Below are 24524 nucleotides of genomic sequence, written 5' to 3' on the forward strand. Positions count from 1 at the left end.
AACCAGAATCAGAAAAAACAAACCCAGAACAAACACTATCTGTTCCAGTTGTGTTCCGCAACCTTTTAAAGTTTAATGAATGTGTTGACGTTTTGTTCAGCGTAACATCAGCACGCTGCAGGCGGCGCCCGCGGCGGCGGCTGGAGCGAAGGGCTCGCGCACGATCAAGCCGTTGGCGTCGGCCAGCATTCGCAGCATCGACGAATCCTGGATGCCGAACGGCGTTGCGACAAGTGCGCCGGCTTCTTCCGTGATCACGGCGCGCACGTAGTCCTGCCTGAGATCGTTGGCCGGCATCGCGGCGCCGAGCTGCGCCTGCCGCATATCCTGCCGATGGGCGCGGCCACCCAGCTGCGCCAAAAGCGGTTTCAGGAACAGTTGCGAGCAGACCAGGCTCGCCACCGGGTTGCCGGGCAGGCCGATGCATCTGATGTCGCCGAGACGCCCGAACATCAGCGGCTTGCCCGGGCGCATGGCAAGCTTCCAGAAATCGAGCTTCATGCCTTCGCCGGTAAGCACGTCGTGCACAAGGTCGTGGTCGCCGACCGAAGCTCCGCCGAGCGTGACGATGACGTCGGCCTTTGCCGCGACTGCCTTCTGCACCAGTGCTGCAATCGCCTCCCTACGGTCGGCCGCGATACCGAGATCGAGAGCGCGCGCGCCGACCGATTGCGCGGCGGCCGCGACGCCATAGGCGTTGGACGAGATGATCTGGTCGGGGCCAAGCGCGCTGCCCGGCGGCAGCAACTCGTCGCCGGTGGCGATGATGGCGACTAGCGGCCGTTGCACCACATTCACCATCGGATGGTTGGCCGATGCCGCCAGCGAAAGTGCGGCCGGATCGAGCACGCGGCCTTTCTCCAGCAGGACGTCACCTTGCGCAAAATCCAACCCGCGGCGGCGGATGTTGCGTTCCTTTGCCGTCGGCTCGGTGACCTCGACCTGGCCACCGCCGAGATCCCTGACATTTTCCTGGATGACGATGGTGTCTGCGCCTTCAGGCAGCGGCGCGCCCGTGAAGATGCGCACGGCCTCACCCTTGCCGACAGTGCCGTCAAAGCCGCGCCCGGCAGGCGCCATTCCGATTACAGAAAGCCGCGCCGGGGCGGATGCCACATCCTGCGCCCGGGCCGCATAGCCGTCCATGGCGGACGCGTTGAAAGGCGGCTGGGTGCGCAGCGCTACGACTGACTCCGCCAGCACCCGGCCGGCCGCATCCGCCAGCGCGACGCTTTCACCCCGCAGCGCCGCAGCGCCGTCGAGGAGGCGTTGAAGCGCCTCGGCGACCGGAACCAGCGCCATTTACGAACCCGCCTTGTAGTCGCCGGACTTGCCGCCGGTCTTTTCCACCAGCCTGATGCCGGAGATGACCATGGCGCGGTCGGCCGCCTTGGCCATGTCGTAGATCGTCAGGCAGGCCACCGATGCAGCGGTCAGCGCCTCCATCTCGACGCCCGTCTTGCCGGTGACGCGGGCGAGCGCGGTGACCCTTAGGCCGGGCAAAGCGGGATCCGGCTCGATGTCGATCGACACCTTGGTCAACAGCAGCGGATGGCAGAGCGGAATCAGCTCATGCGTCTTCTTGGCCGCCATGATGCCGGCGATGCGCGCTGTGCCCAGCACATCGCCCTTCTTGGCGTCGCCATCGAGGATCATCTTCAGGGTTTCAGGCCGCATCGAGACAAAGCCCTCGGCGATTGCCGTGCGCGTCGTCTCGTCCTTGCCGCCGACATCGACCATGTTGGCCTCGCCCTTGGCGCCGAGATGGGTGAGGGCGGCTGTCATCGTCAGGCTACCTCGGCTGTCGCCTTGCCTGTCAAAAGCAGGCGCGTTGCCGCGGCGACATCCTCTTGCCGCATCAGGCCTTCGCCGACAAGGAAGGTTTCGATGCCGGTCTTTTGCATCCTGAGGCAATCGTCGTGGGTGAAAATGCCGCTTTCGCTGACCAGCAATCGGCCGCCCGGCACCATCGACGCCAGCCGCTCCGAGGTTTCAAGGCTGGTCTCGAATGTTCTCAGATTGCGGTTGTTGATGCCAATCAGCTGCGACGACAGTTTTACCGCGCGCTGCGTCTCGGCCTCGTCATGCACCTCGATCAGCGCATCCATGCCGAGTTCGAATGCGGTCGCTTCCAGTTCGCTCGCCAAGGCATCGTCGACGCTGGCCATGATGATCAGGATGGCATCGGCGCCCCAGGCGCGTGCCTCGTAGACCTGATAGGGGTCGAACAGGAAATCCTTGCGCAGCGCGGGAAGCGACACCGCCTTGCGCGCGTTGGTGAGAAATTCCGGCGCGCCCTGGAAGGATGGCGCATCGGTCAGCACCGAAAGACAGGCGGCGCCGCCTTTCTCATAGGCCCGGGCCAGCGCCGGCGGGTCGAAATCGGCGCGGATCAAGCCTTTGGACGGGCTCGCCTTCTTGATTTCGGCGATCAGCCCGAAACTGCCCGATCTGCGCTTCGCCTCAAGCGCCTTGAGAAAGCCGCGCGGCGCGTCCGCGTCCTTGGCCCGCGCCTTGATCTCGGCCAGCGGTATCTTCGCCTTTGCCGTCGCGATCTCGTCGCGCTTGTAGGCCTCGATCTTGCGCAGAATGTCAGCCACGGTCCTATCCGTTCGAAATCTCGACCAGCCTGTCGAGCACGCCCAGCGCCCGGCCGCTGTCGATGGCTTGTGCCGCCGCCGCCATGCCGTCGGCCAGCGTCGTTGCCTTGCCCGCCACCACCATACCGGCGCCGGCATTCATCAGCACCGTGTCGCGATAGGCCCCGGTAGCGCCGCCCAGCATGTCGCGCAATGCCTTGGCGTTGTAGGCGGCATCGCCGCCGCGCAACTCGTCCTTGGTGTGGCGCTGCAAACCCACCGCTTCCGGGATGAGCGTAAAATGGCGGATCTCGCCGCCGGCAAGTTCCGCAACTTGCGTCTCGCCGGTAGTGGTGATCTCGTCATAGCCGTCGCCATGGACGACCCAGGCATGCTCTGTGCCCAGCGCCTTCAATGTCTCGGCCACCGGCACGATCCATTCCGGCAGGAACACGCCGACCATCTGCCGGTTGACGCCAGCCGGATTGGACAGCGGGCCGAGCAGGTTGAAGATGGTGCGGGTACCGAGTTCGACGCGGGTCGGGCCGACATGCTTCATCGCAGGATGATGCGCCGGCGCGAACATGAAGCCGACGCCGGCCTCATGGATGCAGCGTCCGATCACGTCCGGCGGGATATCGATCTTGACGCCGAGCGCAACCAGCACGTCGGCGGCGCCCGTCAGCGAGGACAGGCCGCGATTGCCATGCTTGGCCACCGGCACGCCGCAGCCGGCGATGACGAAGGCCGAAGCCGTCGAGATGTTGACGGAGTGCGAGTTGTCGCCGCCGGTGCCGACGATGTCGATGGCGCCTTCAGGGGCTTCGACGCGCAGCATCTTGGCGCGCATGGTGGCGACAGCGCCGGAAATCTCGCTCACCGTCTCGCCGCGCACGCGCAGCGCCATCAGGAAGCCGCCGATCTGGCCAGGCGTCGCGTCGCCCGACATGATGATGTCGAAGGCTTCGCGCGCTTCGTCAAAGGTCAGCGCGGTCCCGGTGGCGACCTTGGCGATATGGATCTTCAGGGCGCTCATGGGGCCAAGACATTCATTGGGTTAAGGCGTTCATTGAGCCAAGGCCTGGGCAACGGCGGCCTGGTCGACGCTGACGGCGTACTGCGTCTGCAGCTGCGCCACCAACTGGTCGAGCAGATCGTCGGACATGCCTTGCGTGAAGGATTTCTGGGCATCGTCGGGCACCGAACTGGCATCGGCTCCGGCCGGCTCGAACACTTCGGCCACCTTGAACAGAATCTGGCCTTCGCCGGTGGGCGAGGGGATCAGCCCGGTGCCGCCTTCGCCGACGCCGAACATCGCTGCCGCGCCGTCCTTGCCGAAATCGACATCGTCGGCCTCGCGCTTCACACCGCGCTTGGTCTGCTTTTCAAGTTTCAGTTCGCCGGCGATGACGTCAAGCGTGGTGCCGGCCTTGAGGCGTTTGTCGAGCTCATCGGCCTTGGCGGTCAGCCGCTTGGTTGTTTCCTCTGTCGTCCAGTCCGCCACCACCCGCTGGCGAACCTCGTCCAGCGTGCGGTCGCGCGCCGGCGTGATCGATGTCAGCTCGTAGAACACGAAGCCATTGTTGGTCGTGGTCAGGGCCTCGTTCTCGGTGTTGGGTTCGGCCTCGAACACCGCCTTGATCAGGTCCGGCGATGCCGGCAGGTCCTTGATGACGGTTCCGTCCGGCTTGAGGCCGGTGCGGTCGATGGCGTCGACGGTGACGTCCTTGAGCTTCAGCTTGGCGGCGGCTTCGGCCAGCGTGCTGCCGGCGGCGCGGGTGTCTTCGTAGTTGTCGTGCACGTCGAGCAGGATGCGGCTTGCTTCGCCCAGTGCCAGATCCTTGCGGATCTGGTCTGACACTTCGGCCAGCGGCTTCACCACCTCGGGCTTGATATCGGTGACGCGCAAAAGCACAGGGCCGAACGTACCCTGGACGACCGGGCTGACTTCGTTGACGGCAAGCGCGAATGCGGCATCGGCGACTGCCTTGTCGCTGATCTTGTCCTTGGAGAGCGTGCCAAGCAACGTGTCGGCCTGGGTCTTTCCCTGCGCGATAACGATCTTGTCGAAGGTGGCGCCCGTCTTCAGCGAATCGGATGCTGCCTTGGCGGCATCCAGCGTCGGAAACACCAGCTGTTCGATGGTGCGCATCTCCGGCGTGGTGTAGCGCCCCTTGTTCTTGTTGTAGTCGTCGCTGACCTGCTGGTCGGTCACGGCGCTGATATCCATGATGTCTTCAGGCTCGAGCCGGACATAGGAGAATTTGCGGTATTCAGGCGCCGCGTAGGTTTTCTTGTTGGCCTCGAAATAGGCTTGAAGCACGCTGTCGGACGGCGCCTCGATCGGCTCGACCAGCGCCTTCGGCAAGGTCAGATAGTCGATGGTGCGGTCTTCGCCGCGATAGAGCGCGACCGCCTTGAAGAACGTGTCCGGCGCCTTGAGGCCGTCCGAAACCGCCTCGACGATCTGCTGGCGCACCGCCACCTGGGAACGGTTCTTCAGATAGTCCTCCGGCCGCATGCCGAGCTCGCGCAACCGCGATTCGAACAGCCGCCGGTCGAACTGGCCATTCGGGCCCTGGAAGGCGGGTTCCTGGCGCGTCAATTCGGCCAACTTGTCCTTTGAGAAGCCGAGCCCGAGCTTGCGCGCCTGTTCGTCGAGAACGGCGCCCGACACCAGCTGCGCCAGCACCTGGTTGTCGATGCCATAGGCCTTGGCCTGCTCGCGGCTGATGCGCTGGCCGATCTGCTGCTGCAGCATGTTGATCTGGCGATCGTAGGCGAGGCGGTATTCGGTGATCGACACGGTGGTGCTGCCGGCGGTGATGACCGCGTGATGGCCGGCCAGGAAGCCGCCCGCCAGGCGGGTGGTGACGCCCCAGGCGGCAAAGCTTGCCACCAGCAGTAACAGCAGGGTCTTCGCGACCCAGGTCCCCGCCGCGCTTCTCAATATACCAAGCATTGCTACTTCCGATTTTTCCGCACTTTCGTGTGCGCCCGAGTCTGAAACAAGCGCAATAGCGCCCTTCCGGCTCACTGTCGATTGCTTTGTGGCCTGATTTTGGTAGGGAGGGCGAGACCCCAATGTCGCCCGGAGAACCAGATCCCATGACGCCAGGAATTCGACCGCTCGTTGCCGGCAACTGGAAAATGAACGGCACCAGCGCCTCGCTGAACGAGCTCAGGATGATCGGCAACGGCTTCATGAGCGGGCTGGACGCCGAGACCGAAGCATTGGTCTGCGTGCCCGCCACCTTGTTGTCGCGCGCGGCCGAAATCCTGTCGCGCACGCCGGTGCGGTCCGGCGGCGAGGATTGCCACACCAAGGAAAGCGGCGCCTTCACCGGCTGTGTCTCGGCCGAGATGCTGAAGGACGCCGGCGCCAGCCACGTCATTGTCGGCCATTCCGAATGCCGTGAACAGCGCGGCGAGGACGATGCGACCGTCCAGGCCAAGGCGTCTGCCGCATGGCGAGCCGGGCTCGTCGCCATCATCTGCATCGGCGAGACCAAGGCCGAGCGCGAGGCGGGCGCTGCCCTCGACGTCTTGTCGCGCCAGGTCGCCGGCTCGGTGCCGCCCAGCGCGACGCCAGCCAACACCGTCATCGCCTACGAGCCGGTATGGGCGATCGGCACCGGCCTGACGCCAACCGCCGACGACGTGGCCGAGGCGCATGCGCATATCCGCGAAAAACTGTCGGAGGGGCTCGGCGCCTCGGTGGCCGGCAAGATCCGCATCCTCTATGGCGGCTCGGTCAAGCCGTCCAATGCGGTCGAACTGCTCGGCGTCAAAAATGTCGACGGCGCGCTGGTTGGCGGCGCCAGCCTGAAAGCGGCGGATTTTCTCGCCATTGCCGAGGCCTACGAGAATATCGCGTAGGCCCCGAAATTTCGTTGCCGACCAGTTCCGTCGCCGACTTGATCAAACGCCGCGCTGCGGCCGAAATCGTTGCAAAGGGCGCATTGCTTCCCATATTCCGGCCACGGGCTTGGAAATGCCGTTAAAGCATTGTATGGAGCCGCCTCCAAATCGCCGGCCCTGATCGCCAGGGAGCGGCAGGGCTTGCCAGGATAAAATATGGAAACCGTACTGATCGTCATCCACCTCATGGTCGTGCTCGCCCTTGTCGGCGTGGTGCTGCTGCAGCGCTCCGAAGGCGGTGGTCTCGGCATCGGCGGCGGTTCCGGTTTCATGACCGCGCGCGGCGCCGCCAATGCGCTGACGCGGGCGACGGCGATCCTGGCCGCGGCTTTCTTCGTCACGTCGCTGACACTCTCGATCGTTGCCCGCTACGGCGAAAAGCCGATCGACATTCTCGACCGCGTGCCGGCCGGCAATGGCGTGCTCAACCAGTTGCCCGGCACGACGCCACCTGCCGGCACCACCGCACCGGCTGCGCCTTCGGGCAATGGCCCCGCCACGACGCCTCCGGCCACCGCTCCCGCCACCACAGCCCCTGCGACGGCTCCGGCCCCGGCGACGCCGCCTGCAACCGATTCGGCTACGCCGCCGGCTGCCAACGGCGTCACCTTGCCGGTCACGCCACAGGTTCCGAACCAGTAGTCGGGTAAGCTCAGACGCCGCGATCTGTTGTTGTTTCAACACAGTCGCGGCAAATGCACATGATCACGAAGATTCGACTATGCCTCCCGCTTGAGGCTCCTCCGGCACTTCGATTATAGATTGCGCGCGGCACTTTCTGCGCCCTTGGGGGGCGCCGGGCGACGCCGTGGGCAACAAGCATTGAACGATCGGATCTTCGCCATGCAGCTTCGCAGCTTCATTTTTATGGGGTTTTGTGCCGTATTCGGCATGAGCTCCGCGGCCTTCGCCGGCACTCCGGCAATGACCTCACCGCAGGCGGTTAGCAAAACCGCTGTCATCAACGTCGCCGCCAAGAGCGATGCGGCGCAGTTGAAGCTTCTCAAGAAGAAGAAAGACCCGAGCCCTGAGGAGCTGGCTCAGATCAGCAAGCTCGAAGACAAGATCGCTGCCGACAAGGCGGCAGCCGGCGCCAAGGCACTCGAGGCCCGCAAGCTGGCCATGCGCGAGGCGGCAAAAGCCAAAGCCGACGCCCAGCGCCAGGCCTTCCTGGCCAGCAAGGGCAAGCCGGTCGTGGTCGCCGACGCCAAGTCGGCCAAGAAGACCACCAAGATCATTGCGCCGGTTGACCCGCTAGCGCCAATCGAGCCGATCCTGTCGGCCGAGCCGCTCCCGGCCGAAGCGATGAACGTCGCGCTGACCGGCAACAATAGCGAATTGCGCAGCGAGGCCCCTGGCCAGAAGCCACAGAGCGGCGGTCTGTTCGCCGGCCTGTTCGGTGGTACATCTTCTGCCTCCTCGATTGCCTATCTTCCCGAGACGCGCGCGCTCGACCAGGCTCTGGCCAAGCGCGAGGCAAAGAAGCAGTTCAAGGTGAAGCCGGAATTCGTGCCGCAGGAAGTCGAATTCAGCGGCTATTCCGCCGGCACCATCGTCATCGATACCAGCGCGCGCCGCCTCTATCTCGTCGAATCATCCTCGACGGCCCGCCGTTATGCGATCGCCGTCGGCCGCGAAGGCCTGCAGTTCAAGGGCACGGTCGCCGTCGGCGACAAGCAGGAATGGCCGCGCTGGATCCCGACGCTGGACATGCAGAAGCGCGAGCCCAAGCACTATGGCCAGTACAAGGACGGCATGCCCGGCGGCGGTCAGAACCCGCTCGGCGCCCGCGCCATCTATCTCTATGACGGCAAGAAGGACACGCATCTGCGCATCCACGGCACCATCGCGCCGCAGTCGATCGGAACCAGCGCCTCCAATGGCTGCTTCCGCATGATCAACGAGCACGTCATGGACCTCTACAGCCGTGTCAGGGTCGGCACCAAGGTCGTCATCATCTGACGTTCTCCCAATCCTGCCGAAAGGGCCGGCTTCTGCCGGCCCTTTTGTTTTGACTAAAACAACAGTCTCGAACCTCGTGACTATCGCGCCTTCTCTGGAAAAAGCCTCAGCGGCGGTTTTTTCTCTGGCGGAATCAATTCGGCCGCGTTAAGCGATGACTCCCATGGCGCGATATGTATTCATCACAGGCGGCGTGGTTTCCTCACTTGGAAAAGGCATTGCCGCAGCGGCCCTTGGGGCTCTCTTGCAGGCGCGAGGCTATCGCGCACGCATCAAAAAGCTCGACCCTTACCTTAATGTCGACCCCGGCACGATGTCGCCTTACCAGCATGGCGAGGTCTTCGTCACCGATGACGGTGCCGAGACCGATCTCGATCTTGGCCATTACGAGCGCTTCACCGGCCGCTCGGCCAATCAGCAGGACAACATCACCACCGGCCGCATCTACAAGAATATCATCGAGCGCGAGCGGCGCGGCGACTATCTGGGCGCGACTGTGCAGGTCATTCCGCACGTCACCGACGAGATCAAGCATTTCGTCCTCGACGGCAATGACGACTACGATTTCGTGCTGTGCGAGATCGGCGGCACCGTCGGCGACATCGAGGCGATGCCTTTCCTCGAAGCGATCCGCCAGCTCGGCAACGACCTGCCGCGCAACAATGCGGTCTATGTCCACCTGACCTTGATGCCCTACATCCCGACGGCCGGCGAACTGAAGACCAAGCCGACCCAGCATTCGGTCAAGGAACTGCGCGGCATCGGCATTGCGCCCGATATCCTGCTGGTCCGCGCCGACCGCGCCATTCCCAAGGAAGAGCGCAGAAAGCTGTCTCTGTTCTGCAATGTGCGCGAGAGTGCTGTCATCCAGGCGCTCGACGTGCCGCACATCTATGACGTGCCGATGGCCTACCACAAGGAAGGCCTCGATTCGGAAGTGCTGGCCGCCTTCGGCATCGATCCGGCGCCCAAGCCGCGCATGGAGCCCTGGCAGGCGGTGTCCAACCGCATCCACAATCCGGAAGGCGAGGTGACGATTGCCGTCGTCGGCAAATATACCGGCCTCAAGGACGCCTACAAATCGCTGATCGAGGCGTTGTCGCATGGCGGCATGGCCAACCGCGTCAAGGTCAAGCTCGACTGGATCGAAAGCGAGATCTTCGAGAAGGAAGACCCGACGCCCTGGCTGGAAAAGGTGCATGGCATCCTGGTCCCCGGCGGCTTCGGCGAGCGCGGCTCCGAAGGCAAGATCCTGGCAGCGAAATTCGCCCGCGAGCGCAAGGTGCCGTATTTCGGCATCTGCTTCGGCATGCAGATGGCCTGCATCGAGGCGGCGCGCTCGCTGGCCGGGGTCGAGCATGCCTCGTCGACCGAATTCGGCCCGACCGAGGAGCCGGTGGTCGGCCTGATGACAGAATGGCTGAAAGGCAACATGCTGGAAAAGCGCCGCGTATCAGGCGATCTCGGCGGCACGATGCGGCTCGGCGCCTATCAGGCCGAGCTCACCAAGGGCTCGAAGATCGCCGAGATCTATGGCGACACGCAGATTTCAGAGCGCCACCGCCACCGCTACGAGGTCAATGTCGACTACAAGGAGCGGCTGGAAGATTGCGGCCTGGTGTTTGCCGGCATGTCGCCCGACGGCGTGCTGCCGGAAACGGTCGAATACCCAGACCATCCCTGGTTTATCGGCGTTCAGTATCACCCGGAACTGAAGAGCCGGCCGCTTGAGCCGCATCCGCTGTTTGCCAGCTTCATCTCGGCTGCGGTGGACCAGTCGCGGCTGGTATAAGTCGCTGGCGGCGCCGGTGAAGACCTATGTCGCGCTGCTCTACAGCATCATCCTCGGCGACGGCCGCCGGGTCGTCATGTCCGACCTCAAGGCGATGGCCGAAAGCCTCGGGCTGAAGAACCCGCGCACGCTTGTGGCGACCGGCAATCTGGTCTTCGAGACACGGGCGGCGGACATAGCCAGGCTGGAACAGCGGCTCGAAACGGCCTTCGAAAAAACCTTCGGCCGCCATGTCGTCATCATCGTGCGCACTGCCGAGGACTGGCTGAAGCTTGCCGCCGCCAATCCATTCCCAGCCGAGTCGGCTGAAACTGGCGATCAGGTCGCGGTACGGATCATGCGCACGCCTACGCCCGCAGATGGCGTCGCCGCGCTACAGGCCTATGCCGCCGAGGACGAGAAGGTGGCGTCGGTCGAGGGCGACATCTGGGTCGTCTTTTCGCGCGAGCGGCCAAGTTCAAGGCTGCTTGCGGCCATGAATCACAAGCGTCTCGGCATAGGGACTGCACGCAACTGGAACACGGTGCGCAGGTTGGCTGAGATGGTCGGTAGGGACTTCCCTTCTCCCCCTGTGGGAGAAGGTGTCGCCGAAGGCGACGGATGAGGGGTGTTCCAGGGAACGCCAACGTCTCACTCCGCTGGAACATCCCTCATCCGTCTCGGCGCTAACGCGCCGATCCACCTTCTCCCACAGGGGGAGAAGGGGAAAGTGTGCTCACGCCTTCGCCGTCTTCGCTCCAGCGCCGAGCGCCATGGTGCGCAGCACGTAGTAGATCGCGCCGGCAATCGCCACGCCGAAGAACCAGCCATAGACGCCCCACCAGGCCGGCAGCCAGTTGGTGAAGTTGGGCAGGATCGACGAGAAGATGGCGCCGATGCCGGCGGCGATGAAGGCATTGACATGCCAGCCGCCCTGGAAGCGGAATTCGCCGTCTTCGCGGTAGAGCGCCTCGACATCGACCTCGCCTTTGCGGATCAGATAGTAGTCGACCATCATCACGCCGAAGATCGGCCCCATCGTCGCGCCGATGATGTTGACGAAGGACGCGGCGCTGCCTTCCCACGGCGCGAAGGGATAGAGCACAAGCGCGATCAATGCAGCGATATAGCCGCCTTTCTTGAAGTCGATCTGGCGCGGGAAGACATTGGAGAAGTCGAAGGCCGGCGAGACGAAGTTCGCCACCACATTGATGCCGAGCGTCGCCACGGCGAATGTCAGTGCGGCAAGTGCTGCTAGGAACCAACTGTCGAACTTGGCCGAGATCTGGTCGGGATGCAGCAACACCTCGTGGTAGACGTCATAGGCGGCGATGGTGGTGACGCCGGCGACCAACGAGAACAGAATGAGGTTGACCGGCAGGCCCCAGATGTTGCCCTTGCGCAGCGACGCCTGGTCGGGCGCATAACGGGCGAAATCGCAGAAGTTTAGATAGAGCGCCGAGAAATAGGTCACCCAGATCGCCGCCACCGCAAACAGCGCCGTCCACGAACCGGGCGTTCCCGGCACGCCGGCATCCTTGGTCTTTTCCAACAGCACATCCATTGGGATATCGCTGGTGAAGGCGAAGGTTCCGGCCTTGACGCAGAGATAGATCGCCAGGATCAGCATCATCACCCACACGGCCGGGCCAGCCCAATCCTGGAAGCGGCGCACGGTTTCCATGCCGCGTTGGATGATCAAGAGCTGGAGCGCCCAGATGACGACAAAGCAGATCACCTCAAGGCCGCTATGGCCGAGGAAATGCGTGTTGGCGTTGAAATCGGCGAACCATTGCGAGCGGATCAACAACGCCACGATCGCCCCGGAGGCTGCCGCCGTCTGTGCGCCGTACCAGAAGCAGGCGACGATGGCGCGCACCAGGGCAGGAATGTTGGCGCCCCAGATGCCGAAGGAGGCGCGGGCCAGCACGGGGTAGGGCACGCCGGTCTTCACGCCGGCATAGCCGACCATGTTCATCAGGGCATAGATGATCAGCGAGCCGATGCCGATGGCGATGATGAAATTGACGAATCCGCCGCAAAACAGAAACAGGCTGGCAGCGAGATAGTAGCCCCACAGGCTGTGAACGTCCGACGTCCAGACATTGAAGATGGAAAACGGTCCCCAGTTTCGAATTTTTGCCGGAGCCAGATCCTCGTTGTAGAGGTCAGGCGAGGCACCCTGTATTGTCATGGCGATGTCCCCTTTTTGCAGCACGCGCCCTCACGCGTTGGCTGCGTGGAGGTTAAGCCTGACGCAGGGGAACCCGCAAGCAATCCATTTGCCGGCTCTGACCTTAAAGATATTCAATGCAAATCGCGCTTATCGATTGGCGTTTGTAGAGGCGGACGCCATCGCAGCGGTCTTGATTCGATCTGCTGACAGCCGCGATCAGGACACTTTCCGGTCAAGGACCGGAGACGCCTCGAAATTGGCGGCAAGCCAAGCGATCGCGCGGGTGACGTCATCGAGCTTGTATTGAGCCGCCGTGGGGCCGCGCGGTTTGACACGGATCGAGATGCCGCCGGCTTCATTGATCGCCTCGAAACCGTTTTCGTCAGCGGTGTCGTCGCCGAGGAAAACCGGCCGCCTCCCGGCAAAGGACGGGATTGCCATGAAGCGCCGCACGGCGGCGCCCTTGGCTGCTTCGAGCGGCATGAGCTCGACGCCGGCATTTCCCGGAATGACCCGATAGCCCTTGGGAAGATTGGCCAATGCCTGCTCGACAAGTTGCGTGGCCCTGGCCAGCAAATGCGGCGCCGCACGCGTATGGATGGCAAGGATCGGACCCTTGCGCTCGATATGGACCTGCCCGTCATCCAGTTCGGCTTCGATGGCGTCGGCAAGGGCAGCCATATCGGCGGGAGTATCCGCGGCAACGACCGGGCCGTCGGGCGTGAGCCGATGTTCCAGCCCGTAGAGGCCGGCAACGCGCAGCTTCAGGGGATGAAACAGGCGATCGGCGACCTCAACCGAGCGGCCGGTGATGAAGGCGACGGCGCCGTCCAGCCGTTCGTCAATGGCGCCGAGCAGAGTGCGCAATTCGTCGCTGACGGACACAGCGTCCGGGTGAGCGGCATGCTCCAGCAAGGTGCCGTCAATGTCGAGGAAAAGCGCCCATTGTCCTGCGGGCAGGTTGGGGGCGGTTGGCAGGCTTGTCATGACGCCACCTTGTGCATGCGCTCGACGAGCGAGACGATGTTGGTGTCGGTGCTTGCTGGCCGCTCGGCAACACCTGTCGCCCGGTCGAGATCGCCGCGTTTGCGCAGCCGCGCCGCGTCGAGCAGCATGCTGCCGGCCCAGCGATAGACATTGTTGTCGCGCACATTCTCGCGCATGCGCCGCATGCGCTGGCGCTGCTCTTCCGGCGGCATGGTCAGCGCCTGCTGCAGGGCCTCGCTCATCATCGCCGCGTCGTAAGGATTGACGATCAGCGCCTCCAGCAGTTCGCGCGACGCTCCAGCAAAGGTGCTGAGCAAAAGAGTGCCCTGCTCGTCGTCGCGCGCGGCAACGAACTCTTTGGCGACGAGGTTCATGCCGTCATGCAGGCTGGTGACCATGCAGATGTCGGCGGCTCGGTAGATCTCGTAGACCTGCTCCTGCGAGTGATGTTCGGCCACCATGATCACCGGCTCGTAGCCGTCACTGCTGCCATAGCGCTGGTTGAGGTCGTCGGCATAGCGCATGCATTCGTCATGCAGTTGCTGATAGGCCGGCAGCGTGCCGCGGCTGGGCGCCGCGATCTGCAGGAAGACCAGTTTGCCGATCCATTCGGGATGGCGCGTGAACAATTCGTCCAAAGCCTGAAAGCGGTCAAGAATCCCTTTGGTGTAATCGAGCCGCTCGACGCCGATGCAAAGTTTGACGTCAGCCCGAAGCCCGAACCTCTCGCGCAGGCGGGTGCGGCATTCCTCGACTGTCGGGAGTTTTGCCAGCAACTCGGCCGGCCACTCGATGGAGATCGGATAGGCATGTACCAACGTCGTCTGCCCGCCATAGGAGATCGCCGCATCGGCGCGTTCGATGCGGCTTTCCAGGAAGCGATCGACGCTTTCGGTGAAATTGTTGGCGTGGAACTGGGTGTGGAAGCCGATGATCGAGCTGCCGAGCAACCCCTCCAGGATGCGCTCCCGCCACGGGCAGATGCTGAAGACTTCGGAGTTCGGCCAAGGGATATGCCAGAAGGTGATGATGATCGCCTCCGGCAGGCGCTCGCGGATCATGCGCGGCAAAAGCGCGAAATGGTAATCCTGGACCAGCACGATCGGCCGCTCGTTGCGCGCTTCGGCCACCACCGTATCGGCGAATTTGCGGTTGACGGCCTCATAGGCCTCCCAGTCCGAGGCGCGGAAGATAGGACGGGTGAAGGCGATATGGCAGAGCGGCCACAGGCCTTCATTGGCAAAACCGAGATAATAGCCCTGATATTCGTCCTCGCTCAGCCAGACGCGGCGCAGCGTGTAGGACGGATGATCCGGCGGCACCGGCAACCGGTCGTTCTCGTCGACGGTGAGGCGGTCAGCGCTACCACCGCCATAGGCGATCCAGGTGCCGCCGCAGGCGCGGGTGATCGGCTCCAGCGCCGAGACCAGTCCGCTGGCAGGCACGACAAGCTCGACGCCATTGTCCTTGACGTTGTGAATGTAAGGTTCGCGATTGGAGACGACGATGACCTGCGCGTCCGGCAGGTCGTCGGTGAGGATCTTGCGCAAGGTTTCGGGTGACCACGTCACCAGTGCGGCATCGACGGACTGGCCGTTCTTTTCAAACTCGCGCATGACTTTGCGCGCTGCTTCCGCCACCACATCCTCGCCCGCCGTTCGAGCGACTGGTGGGTGGCTGCCGCGCTGCCGGGATACTGAAAACACAATGGCGAGGGCGGATAGGCCGAGGCTTGCCAGGATCACGATCCAGAGCATGTCGACGCCATAATCTGTCATTAAAGTGCCAATCTCCGCCTTCGGCGGCCATTCTTCTTCGTTGAATTTGAACATGCTTCCGGCGGCTGGCCGCAGGCAGCTGTCATGTTGCAACGCACAAAACCGCGATCGGTTCCCGCGAAAATGACCCAGCTAGCTTCGCACGATCAGCGGAATCAGCCCCTCATGGCGGTCGGCGAGAAAGGCGACGACACGGTCGCCTACCCGCTGGAAAGTCAGATCGACTTTCTTTTCGCCGACGCCCAGATGTCGGAGCGTCAGTGTGTCGATGCCGATCGGCAGCCGGGGACGCGTGACATGGATTTCGCCGTTCCAGCCGTCGATTTCCAGGCCGAGGCAGGCCTGCATCAGCATGAAGGCCGACCCCGCCGACCATGCTTGCGGCAGGCAGGCAACGGGATAGGCGATCGGCGCTTCGCCGACCGAGCGGGTGAACCCGCAGAACAGTTCCGGCAACCGCATGTTGAAATGCACGGCCGATTCGAACGTGCCACTCATCAGCCGCACCACATTGTCGCGCTCGCCAAACCGCGCCAGGCCGGCACCGCAAATCGCCGTGTCGTGCGGCCAAATCGACCCGTTGTGGTACGACATCGGATTGAACAGAACCGCATCGTCAGCCAGTGTCCGCACGCCCCAGCCGGACTGGAAGGACGCCGAAAGCAGCTGGTCGGCGACCATTTGCGCCCGCGCCGGGTCGGGCAGGCCGACATACAGCAAATGCCCGGCATTGGACGTGCGCACCTTGCAGGGTTCGCCGGCGCCATCGATGGCGAGCGCGTAGAAGCCGAGATCGTCGAGCCAGAAATCGCGCTCGACGGCGATCCGCATCTCTTCGGCGCGGTTTTCCCAGTGATCGGCCTGGGCGAACTCGCCCCGGCGGCGGGCGAGCGCCGCCAGGCCACGGAAGGCGGCAAAGACATAGCCTTGCACTTCGACCAGCGCGATCGGACCCTTGGGAATGCGCCCGTCGGCGTGGAAGACAGAATCGAAACTGTCCTTCCAGCCCTGATTGGCAAGGCCGGATTCGGCGGCGCGCTGATAGGTGACGAAGCCTGTCGCGCGGCTGGCTTCCTCGGTCCACTCGGCGGCGGCGCAGAGAGACGGCCACAGGTTGGCGATGAAGTCCATGTCGCCTGTGCGCTCGGCATAGGCACAGGCAAGGTGGATGTAGAGCGGCGTGGTGTCGACACCGCCATAGTAGCGGCCGAAGGGCAGCTCCTGCAGCGCCACCATCTCGCCCTTGCGCGTCTCGTGCATGATCTTGCCTGGCTGCGAGTCGCTGAACGGCGAGGTCTCGGTCGCCTGGTGCTGGGCGAGGAAGGTGAGCACGCCGCGCGCCAGGCCGGGATTGAGCCACAGCATCTGCAGCGCCGAGATGACCCCGTCGCGGCCGAAGGCGGTGGAAAACCATGGAATGCCGGCATAGGGGTAAGGGCCGGTCGACAGCTCGGTGGTCAGCAGGGCCACATCGGCGCGGGCGCGTTCCACCCAGTCGTTGAAGACGCGGCCCGAACTGTGCACCGTCGCGCCATGGCGGCGCTTGGCCCGCATGCCGAAGCGGGCGCGCGCCGCAGCCGCGCGAAACCGGTCGCGGTCGGGTGGCTCGGCCAGTTCCGGACCAACCTCGACATAGAACACCTTGCTGCTGCGCTTCGTCACCGCGATGAGGAAATCCGCGCGCTCGGCACTCAGCTGGTCCGGCGCCTGCGAAAACGAGATCGCGGACTGCCGGGCCAGACCGTCCAGCCCGTCGTAACGCAGGAGCACCGAAGTCGCATCTATCTCGGCCGCATGCGCCGTGCCGCGTTTTGGCCTGGTTGAACCGCGCACCTCGAACATGTCACGGAAATCGGCGGCAAAGTGCAGCGAAATGCGGATCGCGGAATGCTCCTGACTGTAGTTGGAGAGAGTGATGCGCTCGAACAGTCTGTCCTGCCACAGCAGCCTGACGCGCTCGATGTGGATGGCGCCCTGCGGGATGTCGCGGCCGCCGACGCTCTGCATCGGCAGGTTGGTCAAATTGCTGGTAAACAGCACGTTGTCCTGGCTGAGCGAGGCGCCGAGCAGCGATGTCTGCCGGCCGCCGACGGCCAGCCGGAATTCCGACAGCACCCGCGTGTCGTCGCGGAAGAACCCATCGCCGGCGCCGCGTATGTCGCCATAAGCATCGGCTACCGCAAAACAGTCGCCTTGTTTCAGGGCGAACAGCCGGTGCGGCTCGCGCGGCGCGGTTTCATCCAGGGAGGCAAGGGCCACGGCGGGGTCGAGCTTGCGCTCGTCAAGTTGGGTCATCAGTCACAAATCTCTGTTTTGGCTCCGGAGCATCCGCCGTCGCTCAAGATGCTTTCGCTTCCGCTGGAATGCCGATCAGGCGCGCATAAGCAGAGAGATAGTCACGGGCCATCCTCTTGGCGGAGAACCGCTTTTCGAAGACGGCACGCACCTTTCTCCGGTCGAGCTGCAGCAAGGCCGGCACCGCGGCGACGGCAGCGTCACGCGAATCGACGATAAAGCCAGTGACGCCCTGGTCGATGACTTCCGGCAACGCACCGCAGTTCCAGCCGATGGTTGGCGTACCGCAGGCCATCGCCTCGATCGCGGCAAGGCCGAACGGCTCCGGCCAATCGATCGGAAACAGGAGCCCGGCCGCATTGCCGAGGAATTCAGCCTTCTCGTCCTCGGCAATCTCGCCGACATACTCGATACGGTTGCCTTCGATCAGCGGCTCGATCGTCTCGTGGAAATAGGCGCGGTCGTCATCGCCGATCTTGGCCGCCAGCTTGAGCTTCATGCCCGAGCGCAAGGCGATGTCGATGGCGCGGTCCGGCCGCTTGTCGCGCGACAGCCGGCCGAGGAAGGCAAGGTACGGTTCGTCCGTCGCCGGCTCCAAGGTCGGCTGATAGAGGCCGGTCGGCAGCCCGTGATGGATGGTGGCCAGCCAATTGGCGTTTGCGAGCTCGGTTCTCTGGCTGCGCGAAATGGAGATCAGGGGAAAGCGTGGAAAACACTCATACGCCGGCGCCAGATCGACATAGTCCAGCCGGCCATGCGGCGTCGTCACCGTCTTGCCCGGCATGGTCTCGAAGAACGAAAAATGCAGGAAATGGCTGAGGTGAAAATGAATGATATCAAACTCATCGGCGCGGTTCCTCACATCGGCCAGCATCGCAAGATGGGCTGCTGTCTCTGACTTGAGCGGGCGGGGGTCGAGGCGCAGCGCACGCTCGCGTCCGGGTATCAGTCTGGCAGAGGTGTGGCTGTCGCCGCTGGCAAACAGGGTCACCTCATGGCCGAGTTCGACCAGCCCTTCGGTGAGATAGGAAACGATTCGCTCGGTGCCGCCATAGAGTCTGGGTGGCACGCATTCATGCAACGGGGCGACGTGGGCTATGCGCATGGTATAAACTGTCCCTCAAAAGGCGAATACGGGAGCGAAATGCATCAGCGGGCGTAACGTTCCGGACAAAAGACGGCCGCCGGCAATCTCGGTTCGACCAGCGCGAAATTTTTTTGCAACGAGCGGGAACCAACTCGCTGTTCGCGAATTTCATAGGGTTGGTTCGCACTGCGGCCGACCAGGGAGAGAACAAAATGAACCGCTTGCATTTCTTTACGCCGGTGCGCATCGCGCGCGGGCAGGGACATCCCATCGAGGAAGTCGATAGCGTTGCCGAAGCGATGGTCTTTCTGCAGAAGTGGCCGGTGGGACGGCGTGGACCGGTCTATCAATGCGCCGTGAATTGCTGCTCCGCGGCCCTGTCGGGCCGGATGTCGGCCGAGGAGGCAAGGAAGGCGTTTACGGGCTTTGCCCGCATCACCCGCCTTCTCGACGACGATATGGCGATGCCGATGGGCGGCGAAAGCATGGCGGACGTCTACGCGTTGCGCCGTTAGGCTGCGGCCACAGACTTTTTTGGCGATTCAAGCCGGGCCGTGGCGGCGCGGACATCATCTTTTTCGCACCATAGTATTCCCGCGCAGCCCTTCACCTCATGGGCTGCACTGTGCTTTCATGCGGCGTTTCGCATGACCGGTGGTTGGACGACCGATCCGCAAACGGTCGGTACGTGGAGGGGTAGACATTGCCGAGACTGATCCTGGGAACGCTCGGCGCTATCGTCATTGCCCTTATCTGGGCGATCCTTGCCAGTTTGATGGGCGCACCGTCGATCGTGATCACGGTCGGTGCGGTCGCCATTGGGGCCGGCGTCTACACCTACGTCGACAGACGCTTTTATTGAGCCACCCTCATAGGGGCTTTTTCGCACCGGGCCGACGGTGGCGCGCACGGCCAATTGCACGCCGATGTTGACGCGCACAATGTTTGCGCCCGGATCCGCGATGCGTTTCATCAGCATCTGTATTCCGGCACGGCCCAGTTCGACGCGGTCGATGCGGATGGTGGTCAAGGGCGGGCGGCTATGAAGGGCAACTGCGATATCGTCGAGACCGATGACTGAAAAATCGTCTGGAACCGAGAAACCGCTGCTTTGCAGCGCCTGCATGAAGGCGCCCGCGACCGCTCCGGCTTGCGAGAGCAACTGGCCGGCCATGGTTTCCTCGCGCCATGGCACGCAATCGTATCTATCCCCGCATAATGCGATAGACAGTTGCATCACCCTCCACACCCCGAAGAGGCGCGTCAAAGGCCTCGACGCGGTGGCCGGCAAGCATTTCGCCAACCCCGGGCGCGGAGTGGAGCGCCTCGGAAATGCAGATCTGTCCGCCTTCTGCCAGGGATTGCACGCGCGCGGCGACATTCACGGTCTGGCCGAAATAGTCGAGGTTTTCGTTGAGCGTCACGGCGATCGATGGCCCACAGTGGGCCCCGATCTTGAGGATGATCCCCGGCCCGTCATGGTCGCCGTTGAAGCGATCGATCTCGTCAAGGATGTGGAGTGCAGCCGAGATTGCATCCGACGGCTGCGAGAATACAGCCATCACCGCATCGCCAATCGTCTTGACCACCGCCCCGGAATGTTGCTGAACCGTCGCGTTGACCAGTGCGAAATGCTCGCGGACCAAAGCATAGGCGTTGAGATCGCCCAGGCGCTCATACATGGCGGTCGAGCCTTTGAGGTCCGTGAACAGGAAGGTGATCTGCCGGATGCCGAGCCCCTCCTTCTCGTCGACACGCTCGGACCGGAAGAGCTGGCGGAAGGTTTGCCGCGCAAGCAGCGCTCCGCCGGAAACATAAGGGTCGAAATCGAGCGCCGGCTTGGTGGTCAGCGCGACAAGCTCGGGCGGCCAGTTGATGACGAGCAACGAACCGCGCACCGGCCCAGTATTCGCCACCTCCATGACGATCGGGCCAGGTGGCACGGCGGGCAATGCCGGCAGGAAGCGCTTGCCATCATAATCGATCTTCAGAACTGTCGGTGCCGACATCGGATTGCCTGATATCGGCACGGCGAATGCGGCCTGTGTCCGCACGTTGACGCCCGCAAGGGCGCCCGGTCCTATGTCGGCGCGGAGCACTGTGGTGGTGCCGGGCGGCAAAAACGTCATGCCCCTGACGAAGCCGCGCAGAACGTCAAGAAAGCGAACGTCTTGCCCCGGCAGACGCCCGTCATGTCCGAAGTGGAGCTTCCAGTGAAAATCCTCGACCGGGAGCGTCTCAGGGTCGTGATACGGCAGGCGCCGTAACTTCGGCGACACCGAGAAGGTGACCTCGATGAAGTCGTCGAGGTCGGTGTCGCCCGATACGTCGCACAGGCCACAAACGTAATGGGTCTTCAGCGTGCGCAGGGCGCCGAAACTATCGAGCACCATCCCGGACTGGGGACAGAGCACATCCCAGCTCATGTCGAACAAGCCACAGCGGGTGGCATGAAGGAAGAGGTCGATTGCTTCAGGCTCGGCGATTGCGCGGTCACGAGCAAAGCTCAGCGGATTGACGCGATAGAGTGAGCGGTCGTCGGCGCTCCTGATCAGCGTCTCGAATTTCGAGATGACGCGCGGGCTCCAGGCTCGCGCCTGCTCCACCTTGGTCATGCTGCTTTCGAGAAGACGATCGTCGACTACTGTCACGCCGGACCCTCAACCTTGCCGCGCCACAGCCTACTAAAAAACCAGCGCGATGCGAATGGATTGCCGTCGAAAGCGTCTGCCGGCACAGCAGAGATGCTCCTGCTCCTCTAGCCTCCCATCCAAGGCATATCGATCGCCCCGAGCGATACAACGATCCCGAGGGCCACTAGCGCAACTCCCAAACTACCTTCGAAGCGGCGGCCAGGGGGCAGCAGCTTCTCGACGAAGACGAGCAGCGTCAAAAGCAGCATCCAGGCGATGCTCATGACGCCGGTTGCGACCAACACGGCAAACAGCGCCCAGCAGCAGCCAAAGCAATAGAGACCGTGGCGCAGTCCCATCTTGAGCGCGCCAACACGCCCCTCGCGCCAGTGCTGCGCAACGAAAGCGAGCGGCGAACGGCAATGGCTGAGGCAAATATGCTTGAGGGTCGTGAATTGATAGAGCCCGGCGACGCAAAGCGTGGCACCGAGCGCGAGCGGTGCCCATTTCGAACGCTGGGGCGGATCGAGGTTCGTTGCAACGTCGCTACCGAGCTGGACCAGGGCATAGACGACAAGGCCCGCCGCCGCCCAGACGAGCAGATAGCCCGCGACGAAGGTCCACGTCGGGATGGCCACGTGTTGTTCGCGCCTGGCCTGCGCGGCCGCGAACATAAATATCATGGGCGCCGCAGCTGGCAGCATCATGGCCGCCATCATCACGGTCCACACAGCGACAAAAGCGGCGGCGCCGGCAACTGACCAGCCGTCGGCGGCAATTCCGGCCGTCGCCATGCCGGCCATGCCTTCCATACCCTCCATACCGCCGCGCACGGCAATGCCCATGGGCATATCCATGCTGAAGGTCTGGTAGAGGGTGAGCGCCCACGCCACTGCTGTCAGCCCGACGAGCGATGCGAGCAGACCGAGCGGGATGCCGCGCAGATTCCGGGTGAACCGCCGCGATTTCCTGGGGATCGCGTCAGCCATTGTCATGCCCTAGTTCGGGCCGGTCCAGTCGAACGGGATGTGCTTGCTCGACCGGGCCGTGCCAGTCCAGTCGAACCCAAAGCCTTTGGTGCTCACCTCGACAGAACGCCCCCAGGTGACAACCTGGCCCGGGCCGACCTCCGAACCCGGCGGATTGATCGTCTGCACCCGCTTGCCAGGTGGTGTGGTGGGGCCGGAAAGCGCCTCTGCGCGCCCAACGACGAGGCCAGGAATTTCGACCCGCCATGTGGCCAGGTCGCCCGCCACCTCGAAAGTGATCGGAACGAACTCCATTCCGCGCATCTCGCCGATATTTGCGGCAAAGCCCGCGGGCCAGCCGCCGGCGTGGCCGCCGAAGATCGCCTGCAGGGCTTCGCGCTGCGCATCATCCGCCTTCTCGTCGAGATACATGCCCATCACAGCCCTTGCCTCGCCGGCCCATAGATTGCCTTCGAACTCGCCGAGCGCCACCAGCGTCAGGCCGTCGAGCTTCACGCCGCCATACTGACCCTCACGCACATGCCAGGCGAGCACGCCCTGGCAGTGATTGCCGGTTGGCCGCTGGGCGAACTCGCAAGGGCAAGGGATGTCGCAACTGCAGATGTCGAACCAGTCGCCTGCGAGCCGCCATTGAGGCACTGCATTCATGGCTCGTCCTCCGGAGATCGGGCCTGATTATACGTCGAAGTCTGGTCGCGCTCCAGCAGTTCGTGCGTCGCTCGCTGGCGTTGATGGATTGGCCCCCACATTGGTGGTCGAGCGGTGCATATCAAACCTGCAGTTGGGCCACTCAGGGCCGGATCTCGACGACGGACGTGCCGGAGACCGGGTCGGTAACGCCGAGGTCGCCACCGAGATCCTCCAGCATGTCGCGCATCGTATCGAGAAGGCCGATCATCTGCGGCCGCGCTGCCGCGAGGCTGTCCATGTCGTTCCATTCTCCGACGACACAGAAGGTCCGGTCGCCGGTCTTGATCAGCGCGGCCTTTCGAAATCCCTTGACGTCGAGGCTCGCCTTCTTGTGGGCATCGATGAAGGCCTGTTCCTTGCCTGGCTTGGTGCGAAACCGAACAACATTGTAAGCAGTCATGCCTTCCTCCAACCCATAGCTAACTTGGATCAACCGGGCTTACGGGCGAGCCTCCAGAACCATGTTGAACGGCGTATCGGTGGCGCGGCGGAAGCGGCGGAAGCCGCCGCCGGTAACCACCTTGCGCAGCCTGGCCTCGCCCGCCTGGGCGCCGAGGCCCAGCCCAACCTCCTGCGACAGCGAGGCAGGCGTGCAGATGAAGGTCGAGGCGGCGTAGTAGATGCGGCCAACCGGGTTGAGGTTCGCTGAAAGCTGGTCGTGGGCGAACGGTTCGACGATCATCCAGGTGCCGTCCGGCTTCAGGGCCTTGTGCACATGCCTGGCAGCGCCCTCCGGATCGCCCATGTCATGCAGGCAGTCGAAGAAGGCGACGAGGTCGTAGGTGCCCGGAAAATCCTTGGCCGCCGCCACTTCGAAATGGGTGTTGCCGGCGACGCCGGCCTCCTTGGCGGCGGCGCGCGCCCGTTCGATCGACGGGGCATGATAGTCGAAGCCGGTGAAGCGCGAATTCGGGAATGCCTTGGCCATGAGCACGGTCGAGGTGCCGTGGCCGCAGCCGACGTCGGCAACGTCTATGCCTCGCTCCAGCTTCTCGACCACGCCATCGAGCGCCGGCAGCCAGGAGCCGATCAGATTGGCGTTGTAGCCGGGCCGGAAGAACCGTTCCGTGCCGCGGAACAGGCAGGCGCTGTGATCGTGCCAGCCCAGTCCCTTGCCCGAGCGAAACGCCTGCCGCACCTTTTCTTCGTCAAGCCACAGCGTCGAGACGACCTCGAAGGCGCCGGCCATGAAGGCCGGACTGTCCTCATTGACGAAGACCTGTTCCTGCTCGGGGCTGAGGTAGAAGCTGTCGCCGGCCTCGTCATATTCGACATAGCCGGCGGCCGCCTGGGCGGAAAGCCATTCGCGGACCAGACGCTCCTGTGTCCCGGTCGCTTTGGCAAGCTGTCCGGCAGTCATATTGCCGCCCTTGCTCATGGCCGCAAAAAGGCCGAGCCTGTCGCCCAACAACACCGCCGCCCCAGTGGTGATGGCACCGAGATCGCCGACCATCTTTCCAAGCAGCGCCTCCAGTTTTTCCTGGTCGGGCTGTTTCTCCTTGTTGCGCTCCAGCATCGGCTTTCTCCTCCGGCTCGGTCCCAAACACTCGCCATGGCGGCACACCTGGTTCGGCCACCGGGAGGGTCTCCCATGGACAGCGGAGAAAGTTTACCTGAGGATAGCACCCGCCGATAGTGCCGAGTTCTGATTGCGGC

22 protein-coding genes are annotated in these 24524 nt (G+C 63.5%); 6 read left to right on the forward strand and 16 right to left on the reverse strand.

Annotated elements, in window-relative coordinates:
- Positions 1–96 precede the first annotated feature (96 nt).
- From ACWGTO_RS11785 to ACWGTO_RS11805, 5 genes are read right to left on the reverse strand one after another with little or no spacing between them, the layout of a single operon-like run.
- On the reverse strand, positions 97–1302 hold the full coding sequence (locus ACWGTO_RS11785; protein WP_454575025.1) for a molybdopterin molybdotransferase MoeA: 1206 nt from the start codon (positions 1300–1302) through the stop codon (positions 97–99).
- Positions 1303–1785, reverse strand: a complete 483-nt coding sequence (moaC, locus tag ACWGTO_RS11790) for a cyclic pyranopterin monophosphate synthase MoaC (RefSeq protein WP_454575026.1) — start codon at positions 1783–1785, stop codon at positions 1303–1305.
- Between the two features lie 2 nt (positions 1786–1787).
- Positions 1788–2600, reverse strand: a complete 813-nt coding sequence (gene trpC, locus ACWGTO_RS11795) for an indole-3-glycerol phosphate synthase TrpC (protein WP_454575027.1) — start codon at positions 2598–2600, stop codon at positions 1788–1790.
- A gap of 4 nt (positions 2601–2604) precedes the next feature.
- The gene (trpD, locus tag ACWGTO_RS11800; protein ID WP_454575028.1) at positions 2605–3615 is read right to left on the reverse strand and encodes an anthranilate phosphoribosyltransferase; all 1011 of its coding nucleotides are present in this window, start codon (positions 3613–3615) and stop codon (positions 2605–2607) included.
- 30 nt (positions 3616–3645) lie between these two features.
- Positions 3646–5541 (reverse strand): peptidyl-prolyl cis-trans isomerase, encoded by a 1896-nt coding sequence (locus tag ACWGTO_RS11805; protein WP_454575029.1) that lies wholly within the window; start codon positions 5539–5541, stop codon positions 3646–3648.
- Between the two features lie 146 nt (positions 5542–5687).
- Here ACWGTO_RS11805 and tpiA point away from each other — a divergent pair, with 146 nt between their 5' ends.
- The 5 genes from tpiA (at position 5688) to ACWGTO_RS11830 (ending at position 10858) form a co-directional block, all read left to right on the forward strand.
- Positions 5688–6458 (forward strand): triose-phosphate isomerase, encoded by a 771-nt coding sequence (tpiA, locus tag ACWGTO_RS11810; protein ID WP_454575030.1) that lies wholly within the window; start codon positions 5688–5690, stop codon positions 6456–6458.
- Positions 6459–6656: 198 nt separating this feature from the next.
- Positions 6657–7142 carry a preprotein translocase subunit SecG gene (secG, locus tag ACWGTO_RS11815; RefSeq protein ID WP_454575031.1) on the forward strand — a complete coding sequence of 162 codons (486 nt, stop codon included), beginning with the start codon at positions 6657–6659 and terminating at the stop codon, positions 7140–7142.
- A 201-nt stretch (positions 7143–7343) separates the two neighbouring features.
- The gene (locus ACWGTO_RS11820; protein ID WP_454575032.1) at positions 7344–8462 is read left to right on the forward strand and encodes a L,D-transpeptidase; all 1119 of its coding nucleotides are present in this window, start codon (positions 7344–7346) and stop codon (positions 8460–8462) included.
- A 154-nt stretch (positions 8463–8616) separates the two neighbouring features.
- Positions 8617–10254, forward strand: coding sequence for a CTP synthase (locus tag ACWGTO_RS11825; protein ID WP_454575033.1), 1638 nt, complete (start codon positions 8617–8619; stop codon positions 10252–10254).
- Between the two features lie 16 nt (positions 10255–10270).
- Positions 10271–10858 (forward strand): DUF1697 domain-containing protein, encoded by a 588-nt coding sequence (locus tag ACWGTO_RS11830; RefSeq protein WP_454575034.1) that lies wholly within the window; start codon positions 10271–10273, stop codon positions 10856–10858.
- Between the two features lie 111 nt (positions 10859–10969).
- Here ACWGTO_RS11830 and ACWGTO_RS11835 read toward each other — a convergent pair whose 3' ends face one another.
- The 5 genes from ACWGTO_RS11835 to ACWGTO_RS11855 form a co-directional block, all read right to left on the reverse strand.
- Positions 10970–12427 carry an NCS1 family nucleobase:cation symporter-1 gene (locus ACWGTO_RS11835; RefSeq protein WP_454575035.1) on the reverse strand — a complete coding sequence of 486 codons (1458 nt, stop codon included), beginning with the start codon at positions 12425–12427 and terminating at the stop codon, positions 10970–10972.
- A gap of 198 nt (positions 12428–12625) precedes the next feature.
- Positions 12626–13396 carry a trehalose-phosphatase gene (gene otsB, locus ACWGTO_RS11840; RefSeq protein ID WP_454575036.1) on the reverse strand — a complete coding sequence of 257 codons (771 nt, stop codon included), beginning with the start codon at positions 13394–13396 and terminating at the stop codon, positions 12626–12628.
- Positions 13393–15174 (reverse strand): alpha,alpha-trehalose-phosphate synthase (UDP-forming), encoded by a 1782-nt coding sequence (locus ACWGTO_RS11845; protein WP_454575037.1) that lies wholly within the window; start codon positions 15172–15174, stop codon positions 13393–13395. Before ACWGTO_RS11845 ends, otsB begins: the two co-directional genes overlap by 4 nt.
- Positions 15175–15306: 132 nt before the next feature.
- Positions 15307–17469, reverse strand: coding sequence for an amylo-alpha-1,6-glucosidase (locus ACWGTO_RS11850; RefSeq protein ID WP_454575038.1), 2163 nt, complete (start codon positions 17467–17469; stop codon positions 15307–15309).
- 43 nt (positions 17470–17512) lie between these two features.
- On the reverse strand, positions 17513–18574 hold the full coding sequence (locus tag ACWGTO_RS11855) for a glycosyltransferase family 4 protein (protein WP_454575039.1): 1062 nt from the start codon (positions 18572–18574) through the stop codon (positions 17513–17515).
- Between the two features lie 194 nt (positions 18575–18768).
- Between ACWGTO_RS11855 and ACWGTO_RS11860 the strand changes: the two genes are divergently transcribed.
- On the forward strand, positions 18769–19071 hold the full coding sequence (locus ACWGTO_RS11860) for a DUF982 domain-containing protein (RefSeq protein ID WP_454575040.1): 303 nt from the start codon (positions 18769–18771) through the stop codon (positions 19069–19071).
- 116 nt (positions 19072–19187) lie between these two features.
- Here the strand turns inward: ACWGTO_RS11860 and ACWGTO_RS11865 are convergent, their stop codons facing one another.
- From ACWGTO_RS11865 to ACWGTO_RS11890, 6 genes are all read right to left on the reverse strand, one after another.
- Positions 19188–19730 carry a substrate-binding domain-containing protein gene (locus ACWGTO_RS11865; protein WP_454575041.1) on the reverse strand — a complete coding sequence of 181 codons (543 nt, stop codon included), beginning with the start codon at positions 19728–19730 and terminating at the stop codon, positions 19188–19190.
- A gap of 31 nt (positions 19731–19761) precedes the next feature.
- Complete coding sequence (locus ACWGTO_RS11870; RefSeq protein ID WP_454575042.1) at positions 19762–21207, reverse strand: DUF5939 domain-containing protein; 1446 nt, start codon at positions 21205–21207, stop codon at positions 19762–19764.
- A 107-nt stretch (positions 21208–21314) separates the two neighbouring features.
- Positions 21315–22178 (reverse strand): DUF2182 domain-containing protein, encoded by an 864-nt coding sequence (locus ACWGTO_RS11875; RefSeq protein WP_454575043.1) that lies wholly within the window; start codon positions 22176–22178, stop codon positions 21315–21317.
- A gap of 9 nt (positions 22179–22187) precedes the next feature.
- A complete protein-coding gene (locus tag ACWGTO_RS11880) occupies positions 22188–22826 on the reverse strand; it encodes a DUF1326 domain-containing protein (RefSeq protein ID WP_454575044.1) in 639 nt (212 codons plus the stop codon).
- Positions 22827–22968: 142 nt separating this feature from the next.
- Positions 22969–23268, reverse strand: a complete 300-nt coding sequence (locus ACWGTO_RS11885) for a putative quinol monooxygenase (RefSeq protein ID WP_454575045.1) — start codon at positions 23266–23268, stop codon at positions 22969–22971.
- A gap of 39 nt (positions 23269–23307) precedes the next feature.
- On the reverse strand, positions 23308–24384 hold the full coding sequence (locus ACWGTO_RS11890) for a class I SAM-dependent methyltransferase (RefSeq protein ID WP_454575046.1): 1077 nt from the start codon (positions 24382–24384) through the stop codon (positions 23308–23310).
- Between the last annotated feature and the right edge of the window lie 140 nt (positions 24385–24524).

The sequence above is a fragment of the Mesorhizobium sp. PL10 genome (assembly GCF_053714315.1).